The following is a 22924-nucleotide window of genomic DNA, read 5'->3' as shown; positions in this document are numbered from 1 at the left end:
CCCGTCGACTCCCGCCCGCTGATCCCCCTTTCTTCACCGAAGGAGAAACGCTTCATGGACGCCGTGACCCAGGTTCCCGCGCCGGTCAACGAGCCGGTGCACTCGTACGCGCCGGGCAGCCCGGAGCGCGCCCGTCTGGAGGCGAAGCTCAAGGAACTGGCGGGCAACCCCGTCGACCTGCCGATGTTCATCGGCGGCGAGCAGCGCATGGGCGGCGGCGAGCGCTCCGACGTCGTGCAGCCGCACAACCACGGCGCCGTGCTCGGCAGCTACGCCGAGGCCACCGCGCAGGACGCGCAGGACGCGGTCGACGCCGCGCTGGCCGCCGCCCCCGCCTGGCGGGCGATGGCCTTCGACGACCGCGCCGCGATCATCCTGCGCGCCGCGGAGCTGCTCGCCGGACCCTGGCGCGAGACGATCGTGGCCTCCACGATGCTCGGCCAGGGCAAGACCGCCCAGCAGGCCGAGATCGACAGCCCCTGCGAACTGGTCGACTTCTGGCGGTTCAACGTCCACTTCGCGCGGCAGATCCTCGCCGAGCAGCCGGTCGCCAACGCCCCCGGCGTCTGGAACCGCCTCGACCACCGCCCGCTCGAAGGCTTCGTCTACGCGATCACGCCGTTCAACTTCACGGCCATCGCGGGCAATCTGCCCACCGCGCCCGCCCTGATGGGCAACGTCGTGGTGTGGAAGCCGTCGCCGACGCAGACCCACTCGGCCGTCCTGCTGATGAAGGTGCTGCGCGAGGCCGGGCTGCCCGACGGCGTCATCAACCTGGTGACCGGCAACGGCATCGCCGTCTCCGAGGTCGCGCTGACCCACCCGGACCTCGCCGGTATCCACTTCACCGGCTCCACCAAGACCTTCCAGCACCTGTGGCGCACGGTCGGCGAGCACATCGAGGGCTACAAGTCCTACCCCCGGATCGTCGGCGAGACCGGCGGCAAGGACTTCGTAGTCGCGCACCCGTCCGCCGACCCCGCGATCCTGAAGACCGCCCTGACCCGCGGCTCCTTCGAGTACCAGGGCCAGAAGTGCTCGGCCTCCTCCCGCGCCTACATCCCGCGCTCGATCTGGGACGGCGGCTTCAAGGAGGAGTTCGCGGCCGAGGTCGACGGCATCACCATGGGCGACGTCACCGACCTGTCCAACTTCCTCGGCGCCGTCATCGACGAGCGGTCCTTCGCCAAGAACAAGGCCGCCATCGACCGCGCCAAGGCCGACCCGACGATCGAGGTCGTCGCGGGCGGCACGTACGACGACTCGGTCGGGTACTTCATCCGCCCGACCGTCCTGGTCTCCACCGACCCGGCCAACGAGATCTTCCGCGAGGAGTACTTCGGCCCGGTGCTCGGTGTGTACGTCTACGAGGACGCCGACTTCGAGACGATGCTCGCGCAGATGGAGTCGGTCTCGGCGTACGGCCTGACCGGTTCGGTCATCGCGCAGGACCGGGCCGCGGTGGCCGACGTGATGGAGAAGCTGCGGTTCGCCGCGGGCAACTTCTACATCAACGACAAGTCGACCGGCGCCGTCGTCGGCCAGCAGCCGTTCGGCGGCGGCCGGGCGTCGGGCACCAACGACAAGGCGGGCGCCGCGCAGAATCTGCTGCGCTGGACGTCCACGCGCTCCATCAAGGAGACGCTGGTCCCGCCGACGGACTACCGCTACCCGCACCAGGGCTGACCACGCCCTGCCCTCAGCGGCCCCCGTCACCGGTCCCCATCCGGTGGCGGGGGCCTCCTCATGGGTGACGGTCGTCTCAGATAGTAGGAAGTCCGAGTAATTGTGGCGACAGGACGGCCACGCTGACCTAACTTTGTAAGAAGCCGAACGTCTCGCTCCATCGAGCGAGCGGCGGATGCGAGCAGCGCCCTTCGCGCGGGTCACCCCCGCGGCGCCCGCTCCCCGCCCCGTTCCGTGGCGACCGCCATCCATCTCCTCAAGTTTTCCCTGGAGTTGATCACCATGGACGAGACCGCCCGCCAGAACGCCCTCCGCGCCCTCCAGCGCAGCATGGACCGCCGCGACAACGGCGGCAGCACGGGCCACGAGGCCCGCTGACCGCACCCCGCACGAGCGGCGCGCGGCCGGCCCCGTGGCCCGGCCTCATGAGACCGGCTCCACACCACCGGTCTCACGGTTCCGGCCCTACCGCGCGCGCCGCGCCACCGTGAAGTGGTCGATCCGCGCACCCGTCTCCGCCAGCGCGGACACGGTCAGGGTCGACTCCCGCCCCGGCCGCGCGGGCTCGACGTCCACGGAGATGAACGAGTAGCCGGTGTAGCGGACCCGCGACCACTCGACGGTGTCGGCGACCTTGCCGCCGCCCTTCGCGGAGTGCCACGTCGTGACCGAGTCCACGTGGTGCTCCGCGCCCTCCACCGAGTCCGGCGCCGGGAAGTCGTACAGGCTGCGGCCCGCGCCGCCCGCGGTCACATAGACGACGCCGTCCGTCTCCGGCCGGGTCGTCGCACCGATCGCCACCTGCCGGGACACCTGCCCGCCGCGGATCGCGTCGGTCCGCTCGTACACGTGGTTGTGGCCGTTGATCACCAGGTCCACCCGGTGCTTCTCGAACAGCGGCACCCACTGCGCCTGCACACCGCCGTCCGAGGCGTGCGCGTTGGTGGTCGAGTACGCGCAGTGGTGGAAGAAGACCACCAGGAAGTCGATGCCGTGCTGCTTGCGGTACTGGCCGAGCGTCCGGTCCAGCCACGCGGTCTGCTTGCCGCCGGTGATCCCGTAGTTGGCCGGGATCTCGTACGAGACGTCGTTGGCGTCCAGCGCGATCACCGCGGTGTTGCCGTAGACGAAGGAGTACGAGCCCGGCTGGTTCTTCGGGTCGTGGCCGTTGCCGGGCAGCGCCCAGCGGGCCTCTTGGCCGCCGTAGCCGTTGGGCGAGTACCAGGCCTCCATGTCGTGGTTGCCGGTGGTCACCATCCACGGCACCCGCGCGGCCACCGACTCGGTCTGCGCGAGGAAGGAGTCCCAGGTGCGCGCGTCGTAGTCCGCGCCGTCCGCGGGCAGGCCCGCGCCGTCCGGGTCGGCGTAGCAGATGTCACCCGCGTGCAGGTGGAAGGCCGGGTTGCGGGCCAGGATCAGCGAGTCGTTGGCCAGCGCGTGGTAGCTGACGCCCTGGTCGCCGAAGGCGGTGAAGGTGAAGCGCTCCCGCTTGCTCTGCGAGGGAGCGGTGGTGAAGGAACCCACGGTCGCGAAGGCGGCGGCGTCCGCCGGGTCGAAGCCCTCGTGGCCGACGCCGTAGTAGTAGGTGGTGTCGGGACGCAGCTTGTCCAGCGCCACGTGCAGGTAGAACTGGTCGACCGGCGGCAGCTTGCTGTTGAGGAGCTGCGGGGTGTGCAGCGCCCGCACCTCCGCCTCGATCTTGTGGCTGAGCGACCAGGGCTGGAGACCGACCCGCAGGAACGGCCTGCGGACCGCGAGCGGCACCTGCCAGGAGACCCGGAACTGGGTCTTCGGGTCGGGGCCGAAGGCGAGGTGGCGGCCGAACGGGGCGACCAGCGCGCCGTCGACGTGGTGCCCGGTGGCGGGCCGGCCGAGCAGCGTCGGGCCCGCGCCGGGGCTCGGGGTGCTCGCGGCGGCGACGCCGCTGAGGAGGCCGGAGGCGGCGATCGTGCCCGCGGCCGCGACACTGCCGCCGATGACCCGGCGGCGGGTCAGCTTGGCGCGCAGGTATTCGTGCTGCTCCGCCATGCTCATCCGACCGGCGAGCCTGGCGTCGATACCCATCTGTGGTGTGTCCATGACGCGCAATCTCCCAGCGCCGTCCTACCGTGGCCCGACTGGCGTCCGTCCGCGCGGTGAACGCGGCGTGGCGACCGGCTGACGCCCAGGATGCCGGATACCTCCGGTCGTCCGGCATGCGGACACGCCGTGTCAGGGGCTGGGACGCGGAGTAGGGTGCACGGCATGTCTCGCAGCATCAGCCTCGCAGTGATCCCCGGTGACGGAATCGGCCAGGAAGTCGTGACGGAGGGCCTCAAGGTCCTTGCCGCCGTGCTTCCGCAGGACGTCAAGCTGGAGACGGAGGAGTTCGACTTCGGCGCGAAGCGCTACCACGCCACCGGTCAGACGCTGACCGACGACGACCTCGGCCGGCTCAAGGCGCACGACGCGATCCTGCTGGGCGCGATCGGCGACCCGTCGGTGCCGTCGGGCGTGCTGGAGCGCGGCTTCCTGCTCAAGCTCCGCTTCGCCTTCGACCACCATGTGAACCTGCGGCCGAGCAAGCTGTTCCCCGGTGTCGCCTCGCCGCTCGCGGGCACCCCGGAGATCGACTTCGTCGTGGTCCGCGAGGGCACCGAGGGCCCGTACACCGGCAACGGCGGCTCGATCAGGACCGGCACCGAGCACGAGGTGGCCACCGAGGTCAGCCTGAACACCGCCTTCGGCATCGAGCGCGTGGTGCGCGACGCGTACGCCCGCGCCCAGGCCCGCCCCCGCAAGAAGCTCACGCTCGTGCACAAGAACAACGTGCTCGTGTACGCGGGCCACCTGTGGACCCGGATCTTCGAGCAGGTCGGCGCCGAGTTCCCCGAGGTCAGCACCGACTACCTGCACGTGGACGCGGCGACGATCTTCCTCGTCACGCAGCCCGAGCGGTTCGACGTGATCGTCACCGACAACCTCTTCGGCGACATCATCACCGACCTGGCCGCGGCCGTCTCCGGCGGCATCGGCGTGGCCGCCAGCGGCAACATCAACCCCAGCCGCGACTTCCCCTCGATGTTCGAGCCGGTGCACGGCTCCGCGCCCGACATCGCGGGCCAGTCCAAGGCCGACCCGACCGCCACCGTGCTCTCGGTCGCCCTGCTCCTGCGGCACCTCGGTTACGAGGCCGAGGCCGGGCGGATCGACGCCGCCGTCCAGGCCGACCTGTCCGAGCGCACCGGACAGCCCGCCCGCAGCACGGTCGCGATCGGTGACGCGCTGGCCGCCCGGGTATCCGCCTGACGCGGCGGTCCGACCTCGAGGCCAGGGGCTGCCCCGGCCCCACCTGTAGGTACCCGGCCCCACCGCTGCGATAATCGGCGGTGGGGCCGCGGTGCGACCGGATGCTCGGACGTCCTAGGACCTGTCCCGGTGTCCCCGCCGCCACGACGGCGAACGACAACGGCTGACCTGCGCTGACAGCACCCGCCAGCGCACGACGGCGAACGACGGCGAACGACAGCGAACACGGCGAAGGACACGGACATGACGACACCCACGATCGAGCTGAAGCCCTCCGCCCACCCGCTGGCCGCCGCCGAGCGCGAGGCGATCCTGGCCGACCCCGGCTTCGGGCGGTACTTCACCGATCACATGGTCACCATCAAGTGGACCGAGGGCCGCGGCTGGCACGACGCCCAGCTCGTGCCGTACGCCCCGCTCTCGATCGACCCGGCGAACATGACGCTGCACTACGCGCAGACGATCTTCGAGGGCCTGAAGGCGTACCGCCAGCCCGACGGCACCGTGGCCACCTTCAGGCCCGAGGCCAACGCGCGGCGCTTCCAGTCCTCCGCGCGCCGCCTGTCGATGCCCGAGCTGCCGGTCGAGACCTTCATCGAGGCGTGCGACGTGCTGGTCAGGCAGGAGAAGGCGTGGGTGCCGGACGCGGGCGAGGCGTCCCTCTACCTGCGGCCCTTCATGATCGCCACCGAGGTCGGCCTCGGGGTGCGCCCGGCCAACGAGTACCTCTTCCTGGTGATCGCCTCCCCGGCCGGTTCCTACTTCTCCGGCGGCGTCAAGCCGGTCTCGGTGTGGCTGTCCGAGGAGTACGTGCGCGCCGCGCCCGGCGGCACCGGCGCCGCGAAGGCGGGCGGCAACTACGCCGCCTCCCTCGTCGCCCAGGCCCAGGCCATCGAGCACGGCTGCGACCAGGTGGTCTGGCTCGACGCGATCGAGCGCCGCTGGATCGAGGAGATGGGCGGCATGAACCTGTACTTCGTGTACGGCAACCGCATCGTCACCCCCGAGCTGTCCGGCTCCCTCCTGCCGGGCATCACGCGCGACTCCCTCCTCACCATCGCCGCGGACCTCGGCTACGAGGTCGGCGAGGGCCGGATCTCCGTGGACGACTGGAAGCGGGACGCCGCGGACGGCACCCTCACCGAGGTCTTCGCGTGCGGCACCGCCGCCGTGATCACTCCGGTCGGGTCCGTCAAGTCCACCCGCGCGAGCTGGCCGGTGGCCGACGGCGCGCCCGGCGCGGTCACCATGCGCCTACGGGAGGCGCTTCTCGACATCCAGGGCGGCCGGGCCGCCGACCCGTACGGCTGGATGCACCCGCTGGGCGGCTGAGCGCGGGCAGGGGCGGCGCGTCGGACCACGGGCGCCGCCCACCAGGGAAGCGACCGAATGGTGAGACCGGCGTCCCGAGCGGGCCGGTTTGTGGCACACTGCCAACGTGCACCCGTACGCCAACGTGATTATTGGCCGCAGGCACGCCGGTCCGCAGTGACTGATCCCCTGACCACAGGGGAGCGTCACCCGCCCAGACCCGCGTGCAGACCTCTCGCATCCGCGAGAGGTTTTTTCGTTTTCCGGCCCACCACCGCCGGGAGGCGGGGCGCGAGGGACGATGGGGGCAAGTGGAGCTGGATCCTCCCGATATCCGCATGTCCGGACGGGAACCCACTCACCCGACAGGAGTTACGACAGCCATGACCGCCGAACTGGACGACAGCTTCCACGTCTTCGACACCACGCTGCGCGACGGCGCCCAGCGCGAGGGAATCAACCTCACCGTCGCCGACAAGCTGACGATCGCCCGGCACCTGGACGACTTCGGAGTGGGGTTCATCGAGGGCGGCTGGCCCGGCGCCAATCCCCGCGACACCGAGTTCTTCGCCCGCGCCGCCACCGAACTGGACCTGAAACACGCGACGCTGGTGGCCTTCGGCGCCACCCGCCGCCCCAACGCGGTCGCCGCGCAGGACCCGCAGGTCAAGGCCCTGCTGGACTCCGGCGCCCCGGTGATCACCCTGGTCGCCAAGTCCCACGACCGGCATGTGGAACTGGCCCTGCGCACCACTCTCGAAGAGAACCTGGCGATGGTGACGGACACCGTCTCCCACCTCGTCGCCCAAGGGCGCCGCGTCTTCGTCGACTGCGAGCACTTCTTCGACGGCTACAAGGCGAACGCCGCCTACGCCACCGCCGTCGTACGGGCCGCGCACGAGGCGGGCGCGTCCGTCGTCGTCCTGTGCGACACCAACGGCGGGATGCTGCCCGCCCAGGTCCAGGCCGTCACCGGGCTGGTCCTGGCCGACACCGGCGCGCGCCTGGGCATCCACGCGCAGGACGACACCGGCTGCGCGGTCGCCAACACCCTGGCCGCCGTGGACGCGGGCGCCACCCACGTCCAGTGCACCGCCAACGGCTACGGCGAGCGCGTCGGCAACTCCAACCTCTTCCCGGTGGTCGCCGCGCTGGAGCTCAAGCACGGCCGCCGCGTCCTGCCGCCCGGCACGCTCGGCGAGATGACCCGCATCTCGCACGCCATCGCCGAGGTCGTCAACCTGCCGCCCTCCACCCACCAGCCCTACGTCGGCGTCTCCGCCTTCGCGCACAAGGCCGGTCTGCACGCCTCCGCGATCAAGGTCGACCCCGACCTCTACCAGCACATCGACCCCGAGCAGGTCGGCAACACCATGCGGATGCTGGTCTCCGACATGGCGGGCCGCGCCTCCATCGAGCTCAAGGGCAAGGAACTCGGCATCGACCTCGGCGGCGACCGCGAGCTGGTCGGCCGGGTCGTCGCGCGCGTCAAGGAACGCGAGCTGAAGGGCTACACCTACGAGGCCGCCGACGCGTCGTTCGCGCTGCTGCTGCGCGAGGAGCTGGAACGCGCTGAGAACGGCGGCCCGCGCCGCTTCTTCCGCACCGAGTCCTGGCGCGTCATCACCGAGGACCGCCCTGACGGCACCCACGCCAACGAGGCGACGGTGAAGATGTGGGCCAAGGGCGAGCGCATCGTGGCCACCGCCGAAGGCAACGGCCCGGTCAACGCCCTGGACCGCGCCCTGCTCGCGGCCCTCGGCCGGATCTACCCGCAGCTCGCCGCCTTCGCGCTGGTCGACTACAAGGTCCGTATCCTCGAAGGCCGTTCGGGCACCGACTCCACCACCCGCGTCCTGATCACCACCACGGACGGCGCCGCCGAGTGGTCCACGGTCGGCGTCGCGGACAACGTGATCGCCGCGTCCTGGGCGGCACTTGACGACGCGTACACGTACGGGCTGCTGCGCGCGGGCCTCGAACCCCAGGAGCAGTAGCGGGATTTCGCCCCCTGGGCGTCACCCCTCGCGGGCCGTTTACCGGCCTTTACCGGCCTTTACCGGTCTTTGCCGTGCTCCGGGTCCCGGTCGTGTTCCCCGCGACCGGGACCGTTCATGTGCGGACACTGGCGGACGCGCGTAGAGCTCGGGCACACTCCTCCTGCGCCACCTGCACACCGGTCACCCGCACACCACCCACCCCAGCGGAAACAGCAGGAGGAATCGCATGACGCTACGTCTGCGCGCCCGATCCGTGCTCAGTGTCCTGACTCTCGTCCTCACCGCGGTGTTCGCCCCCGGCATCGGACTGGCCAGCTCCACCGACGCGTTCGCCGTCACCAAGCTCACCCACGCCCAGGCGACGAGCATGTTCAGCGGCGCGGGCATCACCTGGTCGTCCTCCGGCGGCTGCTCCAACCGCAACGTCTCGACGTGTACGTCCTTCGACCAGCTCAACCTCACCACCGCCCAGGGCGCCGTCACCCTCAAGCACGCCAGCGGCTGCGCCCTCAACATCACCGGCGGCACCGAGACCGGCCACGCCAGCGGCACGTACTCCCACTGGAACGGCTACAAGCTCGACTTCGGCAAGAACACCTGCATCACCAACTACATCCACAGCGCCTTCACCTACATCGGTCTCCGCGGTGACGGCTACCCCCAGTACCAGGCTGCCTCCGGCAACATCTACGCCGACGAGGGCAGCCACTGGGACGCCCTCTTCTACACCTGCGGCGGCTGCTGACCCCCTCCGGGGCGCGGGGAACGTGCGCTGCCGCAGCGCGGGGCCTTGTTCTCGGGGGCGCGGGGAACCGCGCGACCAGCCCCCACCGGGCTGTCAGCCCGAAGACAACGGCATCTGCCCCGCTGGCGCCGGTCTTCAAAAGGCCGCGCCACCGTCGGCGGCTGAGCGCGCGGTTCCCCGTGCCCCTCAAAAGATCGGCGAACCGCCCCACAGCAGAGGAACCGCACGGGGCCGCGCCCCGGGAAGGATGAGTACGGATGCTCAGGCCCGCGCCGGAGGCGGACGGCTAGCGTCGGGGTAGGCGAAAGGAGCCCCCCGTGCTGTGGTTGGTGATGCTGCTCGGAGCGGCGACAGGTCTGCTCGGCACGCGGCGGCAGCGCCGCACGGCGGCCCGCATGGGCGACCGCCTCTTCCCCGGCCGACTGGCCGTCTACGGCGCGCGTTCCCGCTTCCCCGCGGCCGGCGGCGCCGAGGTGATGTTCCGGGTGACGGACGACCCGGACGCCGTCGTGCGGCTGAGGGTGGACCGGGCGGAGCCGGAAGAGGACGAGCTGCGCAAGGCGGTGGCGGACGCCCTGGACCGGGCGCGGACCTGGCGCGGCCTCGACGCGGCGTTCCGCGCAGGCGGTTACGAGGTGTACGCCCTCGGCAACGTCGTCGCCGAGCCGTGGATCGCGGCCGACCCCCGTAACGGAACGGTCGACGACCTCCTCACCCGTATCGCCGCGTGCCTGACCCGCTGGTCCGGCGCCACGCCCACGACCGTACTGATCGCCCACCCCGACCTGGTGGCGGGCCTGAAGGACCGCGACCCGAGCGCCCCGACGCTGCTGCGGGTGACCGCGAGACGGCGGCTCGCCGCCCTGTCCGGCCAACGCCCGTACTACCGCGCCTGGTTCGAATGGCGCGACGGCGTCCCCGTCCCCGGCTCGGGGCGCCTCGACCTCGTCCGCCCCTTCGACGACAGCCAGCGCTTCGCCGCCGCCGTGGAGGCGAGCGCCGCCGCGTGGCTGGCCGAGGCGGTCCCGGAAGCGACGGTGTGCTCCGCGACCGGCGTGTGGCGGCTGCTCCCGAACCGCGTCGACCGCGTCACCGGCTTCGTCCTCTACCGCGACGAGCCCGAGCCGGGCCCCGTCTACCTGGGCAAACACGCCCTGCGCGTGACGACGGACCTGGACGGCGCGCTGGTCGGCGACCCGACCGTCCTGCCCCACGTGCGGGAGGGCCGGGGCCGCCTGCACCTGCCCGCCCTGTGAGGAGCGCGCCCCCCTGCTCCGTCACGCGTCCCGTCCCCGCAGCAGCACCCCGCCCCCGAGCAGGGCCGCCCCCGCCCACGCGGCCAGCACCCCGAGCCCCGCCCACGGCGGCAGCCGTCCCGGGCGGGGCCGTCCCGGGCGGGGCCGTCCTGTCAGGGGTGACGGAAAATGGGTCGAGCCCACGGCCCCCGATACGTAAGGTCACGCGGGTGACAGACACCCCCGAGACCATCGTCAGGGACGCGGTGGCGGCCGACGCCGCCGCCATCGCGCACGTCCACGTCACCTCGCGCGAGGTGACCATGCCGTACCTGCCGCCGCGCAAGCGGACGGACGCCCAAGTGGAGGCGTGGGTGCGGGACATCGTGCTGCCCGGCTCGGCGGTGTGGGTGGCCGAGCAGGGCGGCGCCGTCGTCGGCTACGCGTCCGTCGAGGACGGGGTCCTCGACGCCCTCTACCTCCTGGCGGAGGTGCGCCGCCAGGGCATCGGCAGCCGCCTCCTCGCCCGCGCCAAGGCGCACAGCCCCGCCGGCCTCACCCTCTTCGCCTTCCAGCGCAACACCGACGCCCGCGCCTTCTACGAGCACCACGGCTTCACGCTGGTCGACACCAACGACGGCTCCCGCAACATGGAGAAGGAGCCCGACCTCTCCATGCGCTGGCCGTAACCCCCTTTCCAGGGGCGGCGGGTGTCAGACCCCGGCGCTAGCATGCGACGCATGGGCATGATCGAGAACTACGCACGTCTGACACCCGCCGAACTCGACCGCGCCGTCCGGGAACCGGACTGGACGCAGGAGTTCGTCTTCGACCTGATGTACGCCGAGTCGGAGGAGACCACGGGCGCGGGTCAGCCGCGCTGTCTCGACATCGACAAGGCGTGGGACGCCCTGGACTTCCTGTTCCGGCGGGTCGAGTTCCCGCTCGACATCGTCCACGGCGGCCAGCCGATACCCGGCGCCGGCGACTGGGGCTACGGCCCGCCCCGTTACCTCACCCCCGACCAGGTCCGCACGGCCGCTGCCGCCCTGACCGCACTCCCCGCCGCCGCCCTCACCAAGGACCTCACCGAAGCCGAGGTCGAAGAGGGCGTCCTCTACCCGAGCGTCGAGGGCGAGGCCCTCGAAACGCTCGAATACGCGACCCAGCACTACGAGGCCCTCGTCCCCTTCTTCCAAGCGGCAGCCGCCGAAGGCGACGCGATAGCCCTCTGGCTCAGCTAGCCCCTCCCAGCGCCTCCCTCCCCTCACGCACCGCCCTCCCCACGGCCTCCGGCGTAGCCGTGTCCTCGACGGACTCCATTCCCAACAGCCCGAGCGGAAACAGCAGTACGTCCACTCGCGGCACCTCCCCGCCCGCGTTCCACTCCCGCACCGCCTCGAGCGCCCGCGACACCCCGAAATACGCGGGGCTGACGTCGGCGTACTCCGGCCGCACCACCGGTCGCCCCTCGCCGTCCAGCATCGCCGGGCGCGTGGCGGGCACCACGACAAGACCCGGATAACCGTCCCCCCGCACGTTCCGCAAAATCTGCGCCCGCCCCGGCGTCGGCCTCCCCCCGTACCGCCCGTGCGCGAACACCCCGGCCACCACCACGGCATCAGCGCCCACATCCCGGGCCTCGGCCTCCCACAACTCCACCGGCAGACCATCCCCCAAATGCCGCCGCCACACCTCAAGAAGCCGTGCGTTGTCCGAAACGATGATGATGTCCACGTCGCGTTCCACTCAGAAGGGGTGCATCAGGGCAGGGGCATGAAGGGAAGGATGCGAACTCGTCCCGCGTGGGCCATCTCTTCCACGGACAGGGCCAGAGCGTCGATTCCGCCGCCCGCGTCCGCCAGGTGGTCGATCAGGCTCTCGGGGTTGATCGCGTCCTTGTGGATCACCGATCTGACCAGGGTATAAGGACCTTCTTCCTTGTACGCCTTGAACGCGGCCCGGGCATAAGCCGCCGCGCCCTCCATCGTCGTCGAGAAGTACTTGGTCTCGATGCCGAGGACATTCTCGAACCGCCGCGTCTTGAGCAGCTGTGCCAGCTCCTTGGCCTGGACGGCACGGTAGATGAAGATCTCGCCCGGCTTGAGGGCGCGACCCAGTTCCGTACAGGGACTCAGGCCGAACGGGTCGATCTCGTCGTATGGATTCTCCACATACGTGTGGTGGTTGGGAGCCGGGACCAGGCCGAGGGGATCGGGGCTCTGGTAGCGGGCGGTGACCGGGTCGTAATACCGCAGATGGTTGTAGTGGAGTCCGGTCTCGGCGTCGGCGTACTGGCCGGGGAAGCGCAGCGGGCAGTCGGTCTGCCCGTCGACGGCTGGTTGCCGGTCCCATACCGTGCGCGTGCTCCGCCACGCCACATCGCCGTCGGAGCCGATGAGTTCGCTGGGGGCACCGATGAGATCGGTGACGATGGCGTAGAAGCGTTCGTCGATCTGGGCCAGCGGACGGTGTGTGCCAGGCGCGTACTCCCAGGTCGTGGCGGCCTGCCCCGTCACCTCTTCCGTCATGCGCGCGCCGTCCCAGACGAACACGGTCTCCGCGATGAGGCCGCTGTCGCCCCACTGCTGCTTGGCGATCCGACGGCCCAGCGCGTCGTACAGATAGCGCCAGACGCTGCCGTCCGGCGTGGTGACGCCCGTCCCCCCGTGGTCCCCGTCAGCTCCGGGGCATTGTTTCACCTCGGTCATGAGTGACGTGTGGGAACTGCGGCGGGGTTCCCGATGACCGGAACAGGTGGTCGCGGCCTGCGGATCACTGCTCCAGCAGGGGAGGGGGCGGGGTGAGGTGGGCTTCGGTGCGGGCCAGGCGGTGGGTGGTGCGGCGGGTGGAGGGGAGGGTGGTGAGGAGAAGGAGGGCGGCGAGGGCCAGGTAGATGGCGGCGAGGTCCTTGGCGGTGGGGCCCCACAGGAGCACGGCGGCGCCCAGGGCGGCGAAGAGGGTGGCGAGGGCGAGCGCCAGGCGGCGGGTGGTGCGGGCTGCCCGGCGTTGGCGGTGCAGGAGGAGGGTCATGGCGTGGCGGGCCGCGGGGTCGGAGGGGATGACCTCCTTGCGCATGAGGCGGGCGGCCACGGCGACCTGCCGGGGGGTGAGCCCGGTCTCTGAGGCGATGCGCCGCCGGCTTCTCAGGTCTCGCCACGCAAACGCCAAGCCGCCGGCCATGCCGCCGACGAGCGGGACGGTGGGGGCGGGCAGCCAGAACAGGCACACGGCGACGTAGAGCACGGCGGGCGCGAGGCGGACCCATATGTTGTCGCGCCAGGGACGTTCGCGGTCCCAGTCCATGGAGGCGGGCCTATCCGTGTCCGGGCGCCCCGGCGGCAGGGCCGGGGCACACGGACAACAGGGTGCGGGTCAGGGCTTGATGACGACGGAGTGGACGATCTTGTCCGCGAAGGTCTGCTTCTTGGCGTCCCAGGCGGGCCACAGGAAGCCGAGGTAGCAGGGCAGAGCGTCCAGGATGTGCAGCAGGCGCCGGCCGAAGGCCAGACCGAAGCCGAGGACCTGGCCGTCCGCCTCGCGCAGCGTGCGGGTGCCCACGACCTTCTTGCCCGGCGTCTGCCCGGTCGTACCCTCCATGTAGGAGAAGTAGATCGAACCGGCCAGGGCGACGACCGCGCCCAGCAGGGCCCCGGCCGTGCCGCCGATGCCGAAGCGCAGGATCGCGTACGGGACACCGAGGATGAGCGCGTCGATGAGATACGAACCCGCCCGCGCCCCCCAGTTGGCCAACGGGGGCATTCCGGTCGGCTGTTGACCGTAGTTCGCGACGTCAGGCTGGCCGCCGCCGGGGTAGGACGGTATGGGTCCCTGCCCGTAAGGGCCGGGCTGGCCATAGGGGTTGGGCTGTTGCTGCCCCTGCGGGTTGTGCTCCCAGGGGCCGGACTGTCCGCCGTTGTCGCCGTCGTATGGAGGTGGCTGTCTGTCACTCATGCCGCCGAGTACACAGGGCCTACCGGCAGGAGACAACCCTCTACCTGCAACGATTGCGTACCACTCGCCCAGCCGGGGCCGGTCAGCCGATCGGTTCGACGTACGTGGCGAGGTTGGCGAGCGAGGAAGCGATGCCGGTTTCGTGGTCGGCCTGGTCGATACCGGGCGGTACGTCGGTGGCGGTGACGGCGACCTCGGTGGCGTCGCCGGCGTCGTCGGTGGGCGTGAGAGACCAGGTCATCGTCATGGTGCCCGCATACAAAGGGTCGTCCGCCTCGAAGACGGCCTGCTGGACGACGCGGCGGTGCGGGACCAATTGCGTGAAGGCGACCGTGACGACGTCCGTCGCGTCCGAGGACTTGCCCGGGCTGTCGGCCGCGTCGAGATACGTGAGCACCATACGGAAGCCGCCGCCGGGGCGGGGGTCCCAGTGCTCGATCCGGCCGCGCATACCGTCAGGCGGCAGCCAGGCTTCGAGGGAGTCGCGGTCGATGAGGGCGCCGTAGATGGTCGCCGGTGGTGCCGCGATCACCCGGCTGGCGCGGTCGGTCCTACCCATGAGCCGAGTCTAGGACCGCAACGGCGGCGCCCGCACTCACGCCGTGCGGGCGATCCGTCGGACGTGTCGCCCGATACGTCAGAGCGCGGGCTGCTGCGCGGCGGCGAACGTCACGAACGCCGACCACGCGGCGGGCGTGACGGTGAGCGCCGGGCCCTCGGGGTCCTTCGAGTCGCGGATGTGAATCGCCTGCGGATGCGCGGCGACCTCGACGCAGTTGCCGCCTTCGCCGGTGCTGTGTGAGGACTTGTGCCAGTCGCACGCGACCTCGACGCAGTTCCCGCCCTCGCTGCCGCTGTACGAGGACTTGCGCCAGTCGTAGGCGAATTCGATGCAGTTCCCGCCCTCGTCGCTGCTGAAACTGGACTTGACCCAGACGAGGTCGGGGGAGGGGCTCGGCCGTGCTGCGCGGTTCATTGCTCTCCTAGCAGATCGTCCAGCAGGCGCTTGCTCTCCTCGGGAGTGAGGGCCTGCGCACGCAGCATCCCATATTTCTGCTGGAGCACGCTGACTTCATCTGGATCATCGACGAGGACGCTGACGCGCTGTCCCTCGATGTACGCCAAGTGTTCGTGTGCGGGCGTCTCCAGCAGCACCATGGGCCCGGCCAGCCCCGCATGATGCTCGCAGTCAGTCGCCATGATCTGGATCGTGACGAAGGGTAAATCGGCCAGCGCCCGCAGGTGCTGGATCTGGCGGCGCAGCGTCGTCCTTCCACCGATCGGACGGTGAAGGATCGACTCCTCGATGACGTGCGTCATGTTCGGCGGGGGCTTGCGGTCGAAGACCTTCAGCCGCGCCAAGCGGTCCGCGATCCGTTCCTCGATCTCGTCCGGGCTCAGGGGCGGGTAGACCTGGTTGATCACCGCTCGGACGTACTCCTCGGTCTGGAGCAGGCCGGGGACGACGACCGTCTCGTACGACATCAGGCTCAGCGCCAGCGGCTCCTCCTCCATGTAGTCCTGCGCGAACAGCGGATACCGCTCCGCCTGCGGGACTTCGGCGACGGCCACCTCCAGCGTCTGGCTCGTGCGGAGCAACTGGTCGAGCTGGCGGGCCAGCCGCAGGCCGAGCGGTCTGCGGCCCTGCTCGATCGATGCGATCTGGTCCAGGCTGAGGTTCACCTCGTCGGCGAGCCGCTGCTGCGACATACCGCTCGCACGCCTGAACTGGCCGACCGTGGCGCCGATGACGCGCCACGCTGAGTTTTTTCGTGGTCGCTTTCCGTAGGGCATGCGATCTCTATTTCCGTCCCAAACCCGCGCCACCCTCGTCCGGCTCGTACAGTCCGGTTGTACGGGTTCACGCGGGGTACGGTCCCGCGCCTCTTCTTCTGTAGCGGGCCGAAATCCACGGCCCCTCGGGGAGGGACACCATGGACCGGGCCACGCTTGCCGTCACCGTTCTCTCGGTTCTCACGGCCAAGGGGTGCGCGCTGCTGGGGTATTGGCTGCGGCTGCGCTGGCGGGCGCGTTACGAGCACGCGCGCGCCGCGTATCTCGCCGAGGCCGTCAATGGCCTCGGGGCGGGGGACCGGCTGGAACTGGACGACGCACGCGGTGGCGGCCACCGGCTCCACCTGACGATCAGCCGCGCGGCGGGCCGAAGGGACGATGAGAGCACGTGACCGACCATGAACCGCCGACCACCGCGTCGGCACAGCGCTTACCGGGGGAGACCGGCGCCCCCGAGCGCGTACGCGGCACCGTGGACGAGGAGTTCTCGGACTTCTACCGCGCCGAGATACGCGGCCTCGTCGTCTTTCTGCTGCACCACGGGGCCGCGCTGGCCGTCGCGGCCGACATGGCGCAGGAGGCGATGATCCAGGTCCACCGCTACTGGACCACGGTCCGCACTCCGCGCGCGTACGTCCGCACCGTCGCCGCCCGCGCGCTCGCCCGCAAGACGGCGGCGGTCCGCGAGGACCCGGTGGACGAGGTGCCGGAACCCACCTCGCTGCTGCCGCGTCCGGACGCGTACGCCGACTGGGAGGAGCGGCATGTGACGCTCGCCCTGCTCAGGAGTCTTCCGCCGCGCCAACGGCAGATCCTGGCCTGGACGTTGGACGGATACGCGCCCGCCGAGATCGCCGAGCAACTGACGATGACTCCCGAGGCCGTACGCGCCAGTCTGAAGAAGGCGCGGCGCGCCGCCGTGCGTCTCCTCGCCGAGGAGGACGACCGGTGACGGCTGAACACCACCACGACGAGCGGCTGCTCGCGGAGCGCGCCCGCTCCCTCGCCGGGGACCTCGACGGCGTCCTCGACATCGAGGCGGGTCTGTCCGAGGTGCTGCTCCAGTCCCGCCACGCGGCTCTCACGCAGGACGTGCCCCTCGACGTCGACGCGGGCCTCGCGTCCGTACTCCCCGCGCCGGACCCGGACCGGATTCCCGGCGCGCCGCCGCCACCCGCCCCGACCACGAAGTACGCCCCGCCCAGGAGTCCGAACCTCGTGGAGGCGATGCTGCACGTCAACTTCCCTGCTGGCATGGCCAAGTCTGAATCCACGCTGACCCCGGCCGTCGGGCGCATGGAAGTGCGGAGCCAGCCGCAGATCGCCGCCGGTACGCGGGCCGTCTTCCTGGCACAGCGCCTCGCGGACGACGACGGCGGAGACTGGGGGCGCGCCCTCGACCGCGTCGACCTGCTTGCGGCGGTCCTCGACTTCGCCCGGCATATGGTCAGGGAACCCGAGTTCGTCAGCGCTTTCCGCCGTGCGGCGACCTTCCTCGGGCGCGCTGAACCGGCGCCCGGCCGGCCCCTGACCGCGGACGGCTATCTCAGGGAGGCTCTGCGACTCGCCCGCGAGGCGACGCACGGGATGGCCGCCGGAGGAGACTCCTACCTGTCGCGGACGGCTGATCTGGCCTACGAAATCGCCGCCGCCCCCGGCCTCGACCGGGCCCTGGCCGAACGCGCCGCCCGCATCCTCGACGCGGTCCGGATCGCCCTGGTGCGGCGCCAGTTCGCCACTCACCTGGTCACCCACGACGACCAGCGGATGGCGCTGCTCCTGGACGACTTCACCGTCACCGACCTCACCTCGGTCGACCTGCGCGGTGCCGACCTCACCGCCGTCCGCTGGACCGAGACCGGCACCCGCTGGCCCCCCGGCTTCGACCTCGCCGACCTCCGCTCCCGCTCGGACGAGTCCCCGCCGGGCAGCGCCATCTACGTCGTCCGAGGCGACTCGGCCACCGTCTCCGACTCCGTGGACCCGTAGGAGGCCCCCAGCGCCCGGCTTGCCCTGGGGCCGACTACTTCCCGGCCGGAGGCCCGTACCACTGGAGTGCCTGGCCGGTAACGGCCGCGACGCGCTCGAAGTCGCGGTCGCGGTGCAGGAGGGTGAGGCCCTGCAGTTCCGCTGTGGCGGCGACCACCAAGTCCACGGCGCCGGTGCTGCGGTGCTCTCCGCGTTCCGTGAGGAGGCCCTGCACCTGCCAGGCGCGGTCGTACGCGCGGTCGTCCACGGGCACCCAGCCGAACAGCATGCGCATGTCCGCGGTGGCTTGCGCACGGTCGGCGGCCGACCGTGCGCTGTAGAAGAACTCCAACTCGGTGATCGGGCAGGTGGCGATCAGACCGGCCGCTGCCGCTTGGTCCCAGCCGAACTGCTCCGCGTCGGCGCGCATGATCCGTGCGAGGGCGCTGGTGTCGATCAGAAACTGCGCCGCGCTCACCGGCGGTAGTTCGTCTTGTCCTCGAAGATCTCCAAGTCGAAGGCCCCGTTGGCGGCTTGGGCACGCAAACGCGTGAGGGCGAGCGCTCGTCTCCGGTTCTCCAAAACCTCACGCAGGGCTGTGTTGACGGTCTCTCTCTTCGTGCCCGTGCCAAGGGCCTGGGCCACATCGGCGAGCAGTTCGTCGTCCAGGTCGATCACGGTCCGGCTCATAGGATGCACCTCCGGTGATATCAACTCAGGTGTCGAGTATATCTCGCTCGATATCGAAAATGGGCCGGTGACGAACGGCACACGTACTGTCGGGTAACCCGGAGAGGGGCGCGGTCATAAGGTGAGCGGCGTACGGATGGGCGCGGGCGGGCTCATACGTGCGGGCACAGACGTAGGCTCCCCACCCTCGATCGATGAAACGGGAGATGGAATGCGCTCGGCGAAGGACTTCTTTCGGCCGTTGGCCGTGGGGGCACCGGCCCCCGTGCGGGAGGTGCCGTTCCGGCCCTCGCGGATGATCCACTTCTTTGATCCCGGCAACGAGAAGATGGCGGCGAAGGTGCCGACGCTGGCGCCGCAGGTCGACGTGCTGCTGGGCAATCTGGAGGACGCCGTACAGGCGGACCGCAAGGTGGCGGCGCGCGAGGGCCTGGTGGCGGTCGCGAAGGCGAACGACTTCGGCGACACGCAGTTGTGGACGCGGATCAACAGCCTGGACTCGCCGTGGGCGCTGGACGACCTGCTGACGCTGGTGACGGAGATCGGCGACCGCCTCGACGTCATCATGGTGCCGAAGGTGGAGGGCGCGGCGGACATCCACTACGTGGACCGGCTGCTGGCGCAGCTCGAGGCCAAGGCACACGTCGAACGGCCGATCCTGGTGCACGCGATCCTGGAGACGGCGACCGGCGTGGCCAATGTGGAGGAGATCGCGGGCGCGAGCCCCCGGATGCAGGGGCTGTCGCTCGGCCCGGCCGACCTCGCCGCGAGCCGCCGGATGAAGACCACCAGGGTCGGCGGGGGACACCCCGGCTACCTGGTGCGGGAGGACCCGAAGGGCGACGGCGCGCCCCGGGCGACGTACCAGCAGGACCTGTGGCACTACACGATCGCCCGAATGGTCGATGCCTGCGCCGCGCACGGGATTCTGCCGTACTACGGGCCCTTCGGGGACATCCAGGACGTGACGGCCTGCGAGGACCAGTTCCGCAACGCCTTCCTGCTCGGGTGCGTCGGCGCGTGGTCGCTGCACCCGGTGCAGATCGCCGTCGCCAAGCGGGTCTTCTCGCCCGCCCCCGAGGACGTGGCCTGGGCGCGCCGGGTGATCGACGCCATGGGCGACGGTACGGGCGCGGTGATGATCGACGGCAAGATGCAGGACGACGCCACGTACAAGCAGTGCCTGGTGGTGTCGGAACTGGCGGACGCCCTCGCCGCCCGCGACCCGGAGCTGGCCGACGCCTACGCGGCGGCGGAGAAGGCCGAGCAAGTGGAGAAGGCCGAGCAAGTGGAGAGGGCCGAGCAGGCCGAGAAGGAGGACACCCGATGAACGACCGGATCACCCCCCGCCGCTCCGTCCTCTACATGCCCGGCGCCAACGACCGCGCCCTGGAGAAGGCCAAGACCCTCCCCACCGACGCCCTCATCCTCGACCTGGAGGACTCCGTCGCCCCCGACGCCAAGGCCGACGCCCGCAAGCGCGTCGCCGAGGCCGCGGCGAGCGGCGAGTACGGCTACCGCGAGGTGACCGTCCGGGTCAACGCGCCCGGCACCCCCTGGCACGCCGACGACGTGAAGGCCGCGGCGGAAGCGGCCCCGGACGCCGTCGTCGTACCGAAGGTCGACTCCCCGGAGACCGTACGGGAGGTCGAGGAGGCCCTGGTGAGGGCCGGGGCCCCGGACCGCACCGCGATCTGGGCGATGATCGAGACCCCGCGGGCCGTCTTCGCCGCCGCGGCCATCGCGGCGGCCTCCCCGCGGCTCACCGTCCTCGTCATGGGCACCAACGACCTCGCCAAGGAACTACGCGCCGAGCACGTACCGGGCAGGGCCCCGCTGCTCACCGGTCTGTCGCTCGCCCTGCTCGCGGCCCGCGCCAGCGGCAAGGCCGTCTTGGACGGTGTCTACAACGACGTACGTGATCTGCCCGGCTTCGAAGCCGAGACCCGACAAGCCAGGCAGCTCGGCTTCGACGGCAAAACGCTGATCCACCCCACACAGCTCGAACCGTGCAACCGGATCTTCGCCCCCGCGCAGGAGGAGATCGACAGGTCCCGCCGGATCGTCGAAGCCTTCGAAGAGGCCACGTCACAGGGGCGAGGCGTGGTCACCGTGGACGGCAGGATGATCGAGAATCTGCACGTGGAAGAGGCCCGCAGGGTCCTCGCCCTGGCCGAGGCCGTCGCCGGACGCTGACCCGAATGCCCGTCAAGGACGGGCAAAAAGCGACAAGAAGCGGGGCCCGGCCGACCGGCGGCGGGGCCCCGCCCGCATGCGCTTCTGTTGGGATCCACCATGAAGTGCGGACGGACACTGTACGAAGTAGATGGCCCGTTATTCGGTTCCCGCTCGTACTGTCGAGGCATGACCACATCGCAAGAGGTGCCTGCGGACGTGAACGACGCCCGCGGTCGCGTAGCCGATCTGCTCGCCATCCGCGAGCAGGTCCGTCGCGGGCCGAGCGAGCGGGCGACCGAGGCCCAGAAGGCCAAGGGCAAGCTCACCGCCCGCGAGCGGATCGATCTGCTGCTCGACGAGGACAGCTTCCGCGAGGTGGAACCGCTGCGGCGGCACCGTGCGGTCGGCTTCGGTCTCGAAGCCAAGCGGCCCTACACCGACGGCGTCATCACCGGCTGGGGCACCGTCCACGGCCGTACGGTCTTCGTCTACGCCCACGACTTCCGGATCTTCGGCGGCGCGCTCGGCGAAGCGCACGCCACCAAGATCCACAAGATCATGGACATGGCCATCTCGGCCGGCGCGCCCCTGATCTCCCTCAACGACGGTGCCGGAGCCCGCATCCAGGAGGGCGTCTCGGCGCTCGCCGGATACGGCGGCATCTTCCAGCGCAACACCAAGGCGTCGGGCGTGATCCCGCAGATCTCGGTGATGCTCGGCCCGTGCGCGGGCGGCGCGGCGTACAGCCCGGCGCTCACGGACTTCGTGTTCATGGTCCGCGAGACCTCGCAGATGTTCATCACCGGTCCCGACGTCGTCCAGGCCGTGACCGGCGAGAAGATCACGCAGAACGGACTCGGCGGCGCCGACGTCCACTCCGAGGTCTCCGGCGTCTCGCACTTCGCGTACGACGACGAGCAGACCTGCCTCGAAGAGGTGCGCTACCTGCTCTCGCTGCTCCCGCAGAACAACCGCGAGAACCCGCCCGCCGTCGAGAGCCACGACCCGGCCGACCGGCGCGGCGACGTCCTGCTCGACCTGGTGCCGGCCGACGGCAGCCGCGGCTACGACATGCGCAAGGTCATCGAGGAGATCGCCGACGAGGGCGAGTTCCTGGAGATCCACGAGCGCTGGGCGACCAACATCATCTGCGCGCTGTCCCGGCTCGACGGCCAGGTGGTCGGCATCATCGCCAACCAGCCGATGTCGCTGGCCGGTGTGCTGGACATCGAGGCGTCCGAGAAGGCCGCCCGCTTCGTCCAGATGTGCGACGCCTTCAACATCCCGCTGGTCACGCTGCTGGACGTGCCGGGCTTCCTGCCCGGCGTCTCCCAGGAGCACGGCGGCATCATCCGGCACGGCGCGAAGCTGCTGTACGCGTACTGCAACGCCACCGTGCCGCGCATCTCGATCATCCTGCGCAAGGCGTACGGCGGCGCGTACATCGTCATGGACTCACAGTCCATCGGCGCCGACCTGACCTACGCCTGGCCCACCAACGAGATCGCGGTGATGGGAGCGGAAGGCGCCGCCAACGTCATCTTCCGCCGCCAGATCGCGGAGGCCGACGACCCCGAGGCGATGCGGACGCGCATGGTCAAGGAGTACAAGTCCGAGCTGATGCACCCGTACTACGCGGCCGAGCGCGGCCTCGTCGACGACGTGATCGACCCCGCGGACACCCGCGCGGTGCTGATCAGCTCGCTGGCGATGCTCCGCACCAAGCACGCGGACCTTCCGTCGCGCAAGCACGGCAACCCGCCCCAGTAGTCATGGAGACCACCTTGAGCACTCCCGCCGATTCCCTCGTGCGCGTCGAGAAGGGGCACGCCGCTCCTGAGGAGCTGGCCGCGCTCACCGCCATCCTGCTGGCGCGTGCCGCCGCCGGTGACGCCCCCGAGGCCGCCGACACCCCCAAGCGCCGCTCCACGGCCGGCTGGCGCCGCCTGGAGCGCACCCCCGGCTTCCGCGCCCCGCACTCCTGGCAGGGCTGAGCCGCACCTTCCACGGGCCGCCCGGCGCGACCCACGACGGCTTCGGGCCCCACCGCTTTCGCGGTGGGGCCCGAAGCCGTT

26 protein-coding genes are annotated in these 22924 nt (G+C 70.8%); 16 read left to right on the top strand and 10 right to left on the bottom strand.

Annotated features, from left to right (window positions below; translation table 11 throughout):
• Positions 1–54: 54 nt before the first annotated feature.
• Both pruA and ACIP4Z_RS09265 read left to right on the top strand, forming a co-directional pair.
• Positions 55–1686: an L-glutamate gamma-semialdehyde dehydrogenase gene (pruA, locus tag ACIP4Z_RS09270; RefSeq protein WP_391044767.1), complete on the top strand. Its 1632-nt coding sequence runs from the start codon at positions 55–57 to the stop codon at positions 1684–1686.
• A gap of 234 nt (positions 1687–1920) precedes the next feature.
• Entirely contained in the window at positions 1921–2064 is a 144-nt protein-coding gene (locus ACIP4Z_RS09265) for a hypothetical protein (protein WP_188284990.1), read from the top strand.
• Positions 2065–2151: 87 nt separating this feature from the next.
• Here the strand turns inward: ACIP4Z_RS09265 and ACIP4Z_RS09260 are convergent, their stop codons facing one another.
• Entirely contained in the window at positions 2152–3765 is a 1614-nt protein-coding gene (locus ACIP4Z_RS09260) for a fibronectin type III domain-containing protein (protein WP_391161488.1), read from the bottom strand.
• Between the two features lie 165 nt (positions 3766–3930).
• Between ACIP4Z_RS09260 and ACIP4Z_RS09255 the strand changes: the two genes are divergently transcribed.
• The 7 genes from ACIP4Z_RS09255 (at position 3931) to ACIP4Z_RS09225 (ending at position 11509) form a co-directional block, all read left to right on the top strand.
• Positions 3931–4974 (top strand): 3-isopropylmalate dehydrogenase, encoded by a 1044-nt coding sequence (locus tag ACIP4Z_RS09255; RefSeq protein ID WP_401306184.1) that lies wholly within the window; start codon positions 3931–3933, stop codon positions 4972–4974.
• A gap of 243 nt (positions 4975–5217) precedes the next feature.
• The gene (locus tag ACIP4Z_RS09250) at positions 5218–6306 is read left to right on the top strand and encodes a branched-chain amino acid aminotransferase (protein ID WP_355348140.1); all 1089 of its coding nucleotides are present in this window, start codon (positions 5218–5220) and stop codon (positions 6304–6306) included.
• A 362-nt stretch (positions 6307–6668) separates the two neighbouring features.
• Positions 6669–8282 carry a citramalate synthase gene (gene cimA / locus ACIP4Z_RS09245; RefSeq protein WP_355348143.1) on the top strand — a complete coding sequence of 538 codons (1614 nt, stop codon included), beginning with the start codon at positions 6669–6671 and terminating at the stop codon, positions 8280–8282.
• 229 nt (positions 8283–8511) lie between these two features.
• Positions 8512–9030, top strand: a complete 519-nt coding sequence (locus ACIP4Z_RS09240; protein ID WP_355348146.1) for a hypothetical protein — start codon at positions 8512–8514, stop codon at positions 9028–9030.
• A 317-nt stretch (positions 9031–9347) separates the two neighbouring features.
• Positions 9348–10286: a hypothetical protein gene (locus tag ACIP4Z_RS09235; RefSeq protein WP_401306181.1), complete on the top strand. Its 939-nt coding sequence runs from the start codon at positions 9348–9350 to the stop codon at positions 10284–10286.
• Positions 10287–10495: 209 nt separating this feature from the next.
• A complete protein-coding gene (locus tag ACIP4Z_RS09230) occupies positions 10496–10954 on the top strand; it encodes a GNAT family N-acetyltransferase (protein ID WP_355348151.1) in 459 nt (152 codons plus the stop codon).
• Positions 10955–11005: 51 nt separating this feature from the next.
• Complete coding sequence (locus ACIP4Z_RS09225; RefSeq protein WP_401306179.1) at positions 11006–11509, top strand: YfbM family protein; 504 nt, start codon at positions 11006–11008, stop codon at positions 11507–11509.
• Here ACIP4Z_RS09225 and ACIP4Z_RS09220 read toward each other — a convergent pair.
• The 7 genes from ACIP4Z_RS09220 to ACIP4Z_RS09190 all read right to left on the bottom strand — a co-directional run bounded on the left by ACIP4Z_RS09220 (position 11502) and on the right by ACIP4Z_RS09190 (position 16013).
• Positions 11502–12002 carry a hypothetical protein gene (locus ACIP4Z_RS09220; protein WP_401306177.1) on the bottom strand — a complete coding sequence of 167 codons (501 nt, stop codon included), beginning with the start codon at positions 12000–12002 and terminating at the stop codon, positions 11502–11504. The two genes, ACIP4Z_RS09225 and ACIP4Z_RS09220, sit on opposite strands and share 8 nt — an antisense overlap.
• Before the next feature lie 26 nt (positions 12003–12028).
• A complete protein-coding gene (locus ACIP4Z_RS09215; RefSeq protein ID WP_391161480.1) occupies positions 12029–12976 on the bottom strand; it encodes an RHS repeat-associated core domain-containing protein in 948 nt (315 codons plus the stop codon).
• A gap of 64 nt (positions 12977–13040) precedes the next feature.
• The gene (locus tag ACIP4Z_RS09210; RefSeq protein ID WP_401306175.1) at positions 13041–13571 is read right to left on the bottom strand and encodes a hypothetical protein; all 531 of its coding nucleotides are present in this window, start codon (positions 13569–13571) and stop codon (positions 13041–13043) included.
• Between the two features lie 69 nt (positions 13572–13640).
• Entirely contained in the window at positions 13641–14219 is a 579-nt protein-coding gene (locus ACIP4Z_RS09205) for an RDD family protein (RefSeq protein WP_355349367.1), read from the bottom strand.
• Between the two features lie 82 nt (positions 14220–14301).
• Entirely contained in the window at positions 14302–14778 is a 477-nt protein-coding gene (locus ACIP4Z_RS09200) for an SRPBCC domain-containing protein (protein WP_391050378.1), read from the bottom strand.
• Between the two features lie 78 nt (positions 14779–14856).
• Positions 14857–15195 carry a DUF397 domain-containing protein gene (locus ACIP4Z_RS09195; protein ID WP_401306173.1) on the bottom strand — a complete coding sequence of 113 codons (339 nt, stop codon included), beginning with the start codon at positions 15193–15195 and terminating at the stop codon, positions 14857–14859.
• Positions 15192–16013, bottom strand: coding sequence for a helix-turn-helix domain-containing protein (locus ACIP4Z_RS09190; RefSeq protein WP_401306171.1), 822 nt, complete (start codon positions 16011–16013; stop codon positions 15192–15194). The genes ACIP4Z_RS09195 and ACIP4Z_RS09190 overlap by 4 nt, the downstream gene beginning before the upstream one ends.
• A 140-nt stretch (positions 16014–16153) precedes the next feature.
• Between ACIP4Z_RS09190 and ACIP4Z_RS09185 the strand changes: the two genes are divergently transcribed.
• Genes ACIP4Z_RS09185 through ACIP4Z_RS09175 form a run of 3 tightly spaced genes read left to right on the top strand, consistent with a single transcriptional unit; the run spans position 16154 to position 18002 of the window.
• The gene (locus ACIP4Z_RS09185) at positions 16154–16405 is read left to right on the top strand and encodes a hypothetical protein (protein WP_355349376.1); all 252 of its coding nucleotides are present in this window, start codon (positions 16154–16156) and stop codon (positions 16403–16405) included.
• Complete coding sequence (locus ACIP4Z_RS09180; protein ID WP_391161472.1) at positions 16402–16965, top strand: sigma factor-like helix-turn-helix DNA-binding protein; 564 nt, start codon at positions 16402–16404, stop codon at positions 16963–16965. The genes ACIP4Z_RS09185 and ACIP4Z_RS09180 overlap by 4 nt, the downstream gene beginning before the upstream one ends.
• Complete coding sequence (locus ACIP4Z_RS09175) at positions 16962–18002, top strand: hypothetical protein (protein WP_401306169.1); 1041 nt, start codon at positions 16962–16964, stop codon at positions 18000–18002. Before ACIP4Z_RS09180 ends, ACIP4Z_RS09175 begins: the two co-directional genes overlap by 4 nt.
• Positions 18003–18036: 34 nt before the next feature.
• Here ACIP4Z_RS09175 and ACIP4Z_RS09170 read toward each other — a convergent pair whose 3' ends face one another.
• Both ACIP4Z_RS09170 and ACIP4Z_RS09165 read right to left on the bottom strand, forming a co-directional pair.
• Entirely contained in the window at positions 18037–18459 is a 423-nt protein-coding gene (locus tag ACIP4Z_RS09170) for a PIN domain nuclease (RefSeq protein WP_401306167.1), read from the bottom strand.
• Positions 18456–18671, bottom strand: a complete 216-nt coding sequence (locus ACIP4Z_RS09165) for a type II toxin-antitoxin system VapB family antitoxin (protein ID WP_355349388.1) — start codon at positions 18669–18671, stop codon at positions 18456–18458. The genes ACIP4Z_RS09170 and ACIP4Z_RS09165 overlap by 4 nt, the downstream gene beginning before the upstream one ends.
• 211 nt (positions 18672–18882) lie before the next feature.
• Here ACIP4Z_RS09165 and ACIP4Z_RS09160 point away from each other — a divergent pair, with 211 nt between their 5' ends.
• From ACIP4Z_RS09160 to ACIP4Z_RS09145, 4 genes are all read left to right on the top strand, one after another.
• Positions 18883–20001, top strand: coding sequence for an HpcH/HpaI aldolase/citrate lyase family protein (locus ACIP4Z_RS09160; RefSeq protein ID WP_401306165.1), 1119 nt, complete (start codon positions 18883–18885; stop codon positions 19999–20001).
• On the top strand, positions 19998–20867 hold the full coding sequence (locus tag ACIP4Z_RS09155; RefSeq protein ID WP_355349394.1) for a CoA ester lyase: 870 nt from the start codon (positions 19998–20000) through the stop codon (positions 20865–20867). Before ACIP4Z_RS09160 ends, ACIP4Z_RS09155 begins: the two co-directional genes overlap by 4 nt.
• 168 nt (positions 20868–21035) lie before the next feature.
• Positions 21036–22619: an acyl-CoA carboxylase subunit beta gene (locus tag ACIP4Z_RS09150; protein WP_401306163.1), complete on the top strand. Its 1584-nt coding sequence runs from the start codon at positions 21036–21038 to the stop codon at positions 22617–22619.
• Positions 22620–22633: 14 nt separating this feature from the next.
• The gene (locus ACIP4Z_RS09145; protein ID WP_391050371.1) at positions 22634–22843 is read left to right on the top strand and encodes an acyl-CoA carboxylase epsilon subunit; all 210 of its coding nucleotides are present in this window, start codon (positions 22634–22636) and stop codon (positions 22841–22843) included.
• Positions 22844–22924: the final 81 nt, after the last annotated feature.

The sequence above is a fragment of the Streptomyces sp. NPDC088910 genome, from assembly GCF_044749865.1.
GTDB lineage: Bacteria > Actinomycetota > Actinomycetes > Streptomycetales > Streptomycetaceae > Actinacidiphila.
This window is presented reverse-complemented; position numbering and strand designations above follow the sequence as displayed.

Bases quoted from the DNA above. Each gene is read 5' to 3' on its own strand.
- pruA (WP_391044767.1), top strand. From the start codon at position 55: ATGGACGCCGTGACCCAGGTTCCCGCGCCGGTCAACGAGCCGGTGCAC.
- ACIP4Z_RS09260 (WP_391161488.1), bottom strand. From the start codon at position 3,765: ATGGACACACCACAGATGGGTATCGACGCCAGGCTCGCCGGTCGGATG.
- ACIP4Z_RS09255 (WP_401306184.1), top strand. From the start codon at position 3,931: ATGTCTCGCAGCATCAGCCTCGCAGTGATCCCCGGTGACGGAATCGGC.
- ACIP4Z_RS09250 (WP_355348140.1), top strand. From the start codon at position 5,218: ATGACGACACCCACGATCGAGCTGAAGCCCTCCGCCCACCCGCTGGCC.
- cimA (WP_355348143.1), top strand. From the start codon at position 6,669: ATGACCGCCGAACTGGACGACAGCTTCCACGTCTTCGACACCACGCTG.
- ACIP4Z_RS09240 (WP_355348146.1), top strand. From the start codon at position 8,512: ATGACGCTACGTCTGCGCGCCCGATCCGTGCTCAGTGTCCTGACTCTC.
- ACIP4Z_RS09225 (WP_401306179.1), top strand. From the start codon at position 11,006: ATGGGCATGATCGAGAACTACGCACGTCTGACACCCGCCGAACTCGAC.
- ACIP4Z_RS09215 (WP_391161480.1), bottom strand. From the start codon at position 12,976: ATGACCGAGGTGAAACAATGCCCCGGAGCTGACGGGGACCACGGGGGG.
- ACIP4Z_RS09210 (WP_401306175.1), bottom strand. From the start codon at position 13,571: ATGGACTGGGACCGCGAACGTCCCTGGCGCGACAACATATGGGTCCGC.
- ACIP4Z_RS09205 (WP_355349367.1), bottom strand. From the start codon at position 14,219: ATGAGTGACAGACAGCCACCTCCATACGACGGCGACAACGGCGGACAG.
- ACIP4Z_RS09200 (WP_391050378.1), bottom strand. From the start codon at position 14,778: ATGGGTAGGACCGACCGCGCCAGCCGGGTGATCGCGGCACCACCGGCG.
- ACIP4Z_RS09195 (WP_401306173.1), bottom strand. From the start codon at position 15,195: ATGAACCGCGCAGCACGGCCGAGCCCCTCCCCCGACCTCGTCTGGGTC.
- ACIP4Z_RS09190 (WP_401306171.1), bottom strand. From the start codon at position 16,013: ATGCCCTACGGAAAGCGACCACGAAAAAACTCAGCGTGGCGCGTCATC.
- ACIP4Z_RS09185 (WP_355349376.1), top strand. From the start codon at position 16,154: ATGGACCGGGCCACGCTTGCCGTCACCGTTCTCTCGGTTCTCACGGCC.
- ACIP4Z_RS09165 (WP_355349388.1), bottom strand. From the start codon at position 18,671: ATGAGCCGGACCGTGATCGACCTGGACGACGAACTGCTCGCCGATGTG.
- ACIP4Z_RS09160 (WP_401306165.1), top strand. From the start codon at position 18,883: ATGCGCTCGGCGAAGGACTTCTTTCGGCCGTTGGCCGTGGGGGCACCG.
- ACIP4Z_RS09155 (WP_355349394.1), top strand. From the start codon at position 19,998: ATGAACGACCGGATCACCCCCCGCCGCTCCGTCCTCTACATGCCCGGC.
- ACIP4Z_RS09150 (WP_401306163.1), top strand. From the start codon at position 21,036: ATGACCACATCGCAAGAGGTGCCTGCGGACGTGAACGACGCCCGCGGT.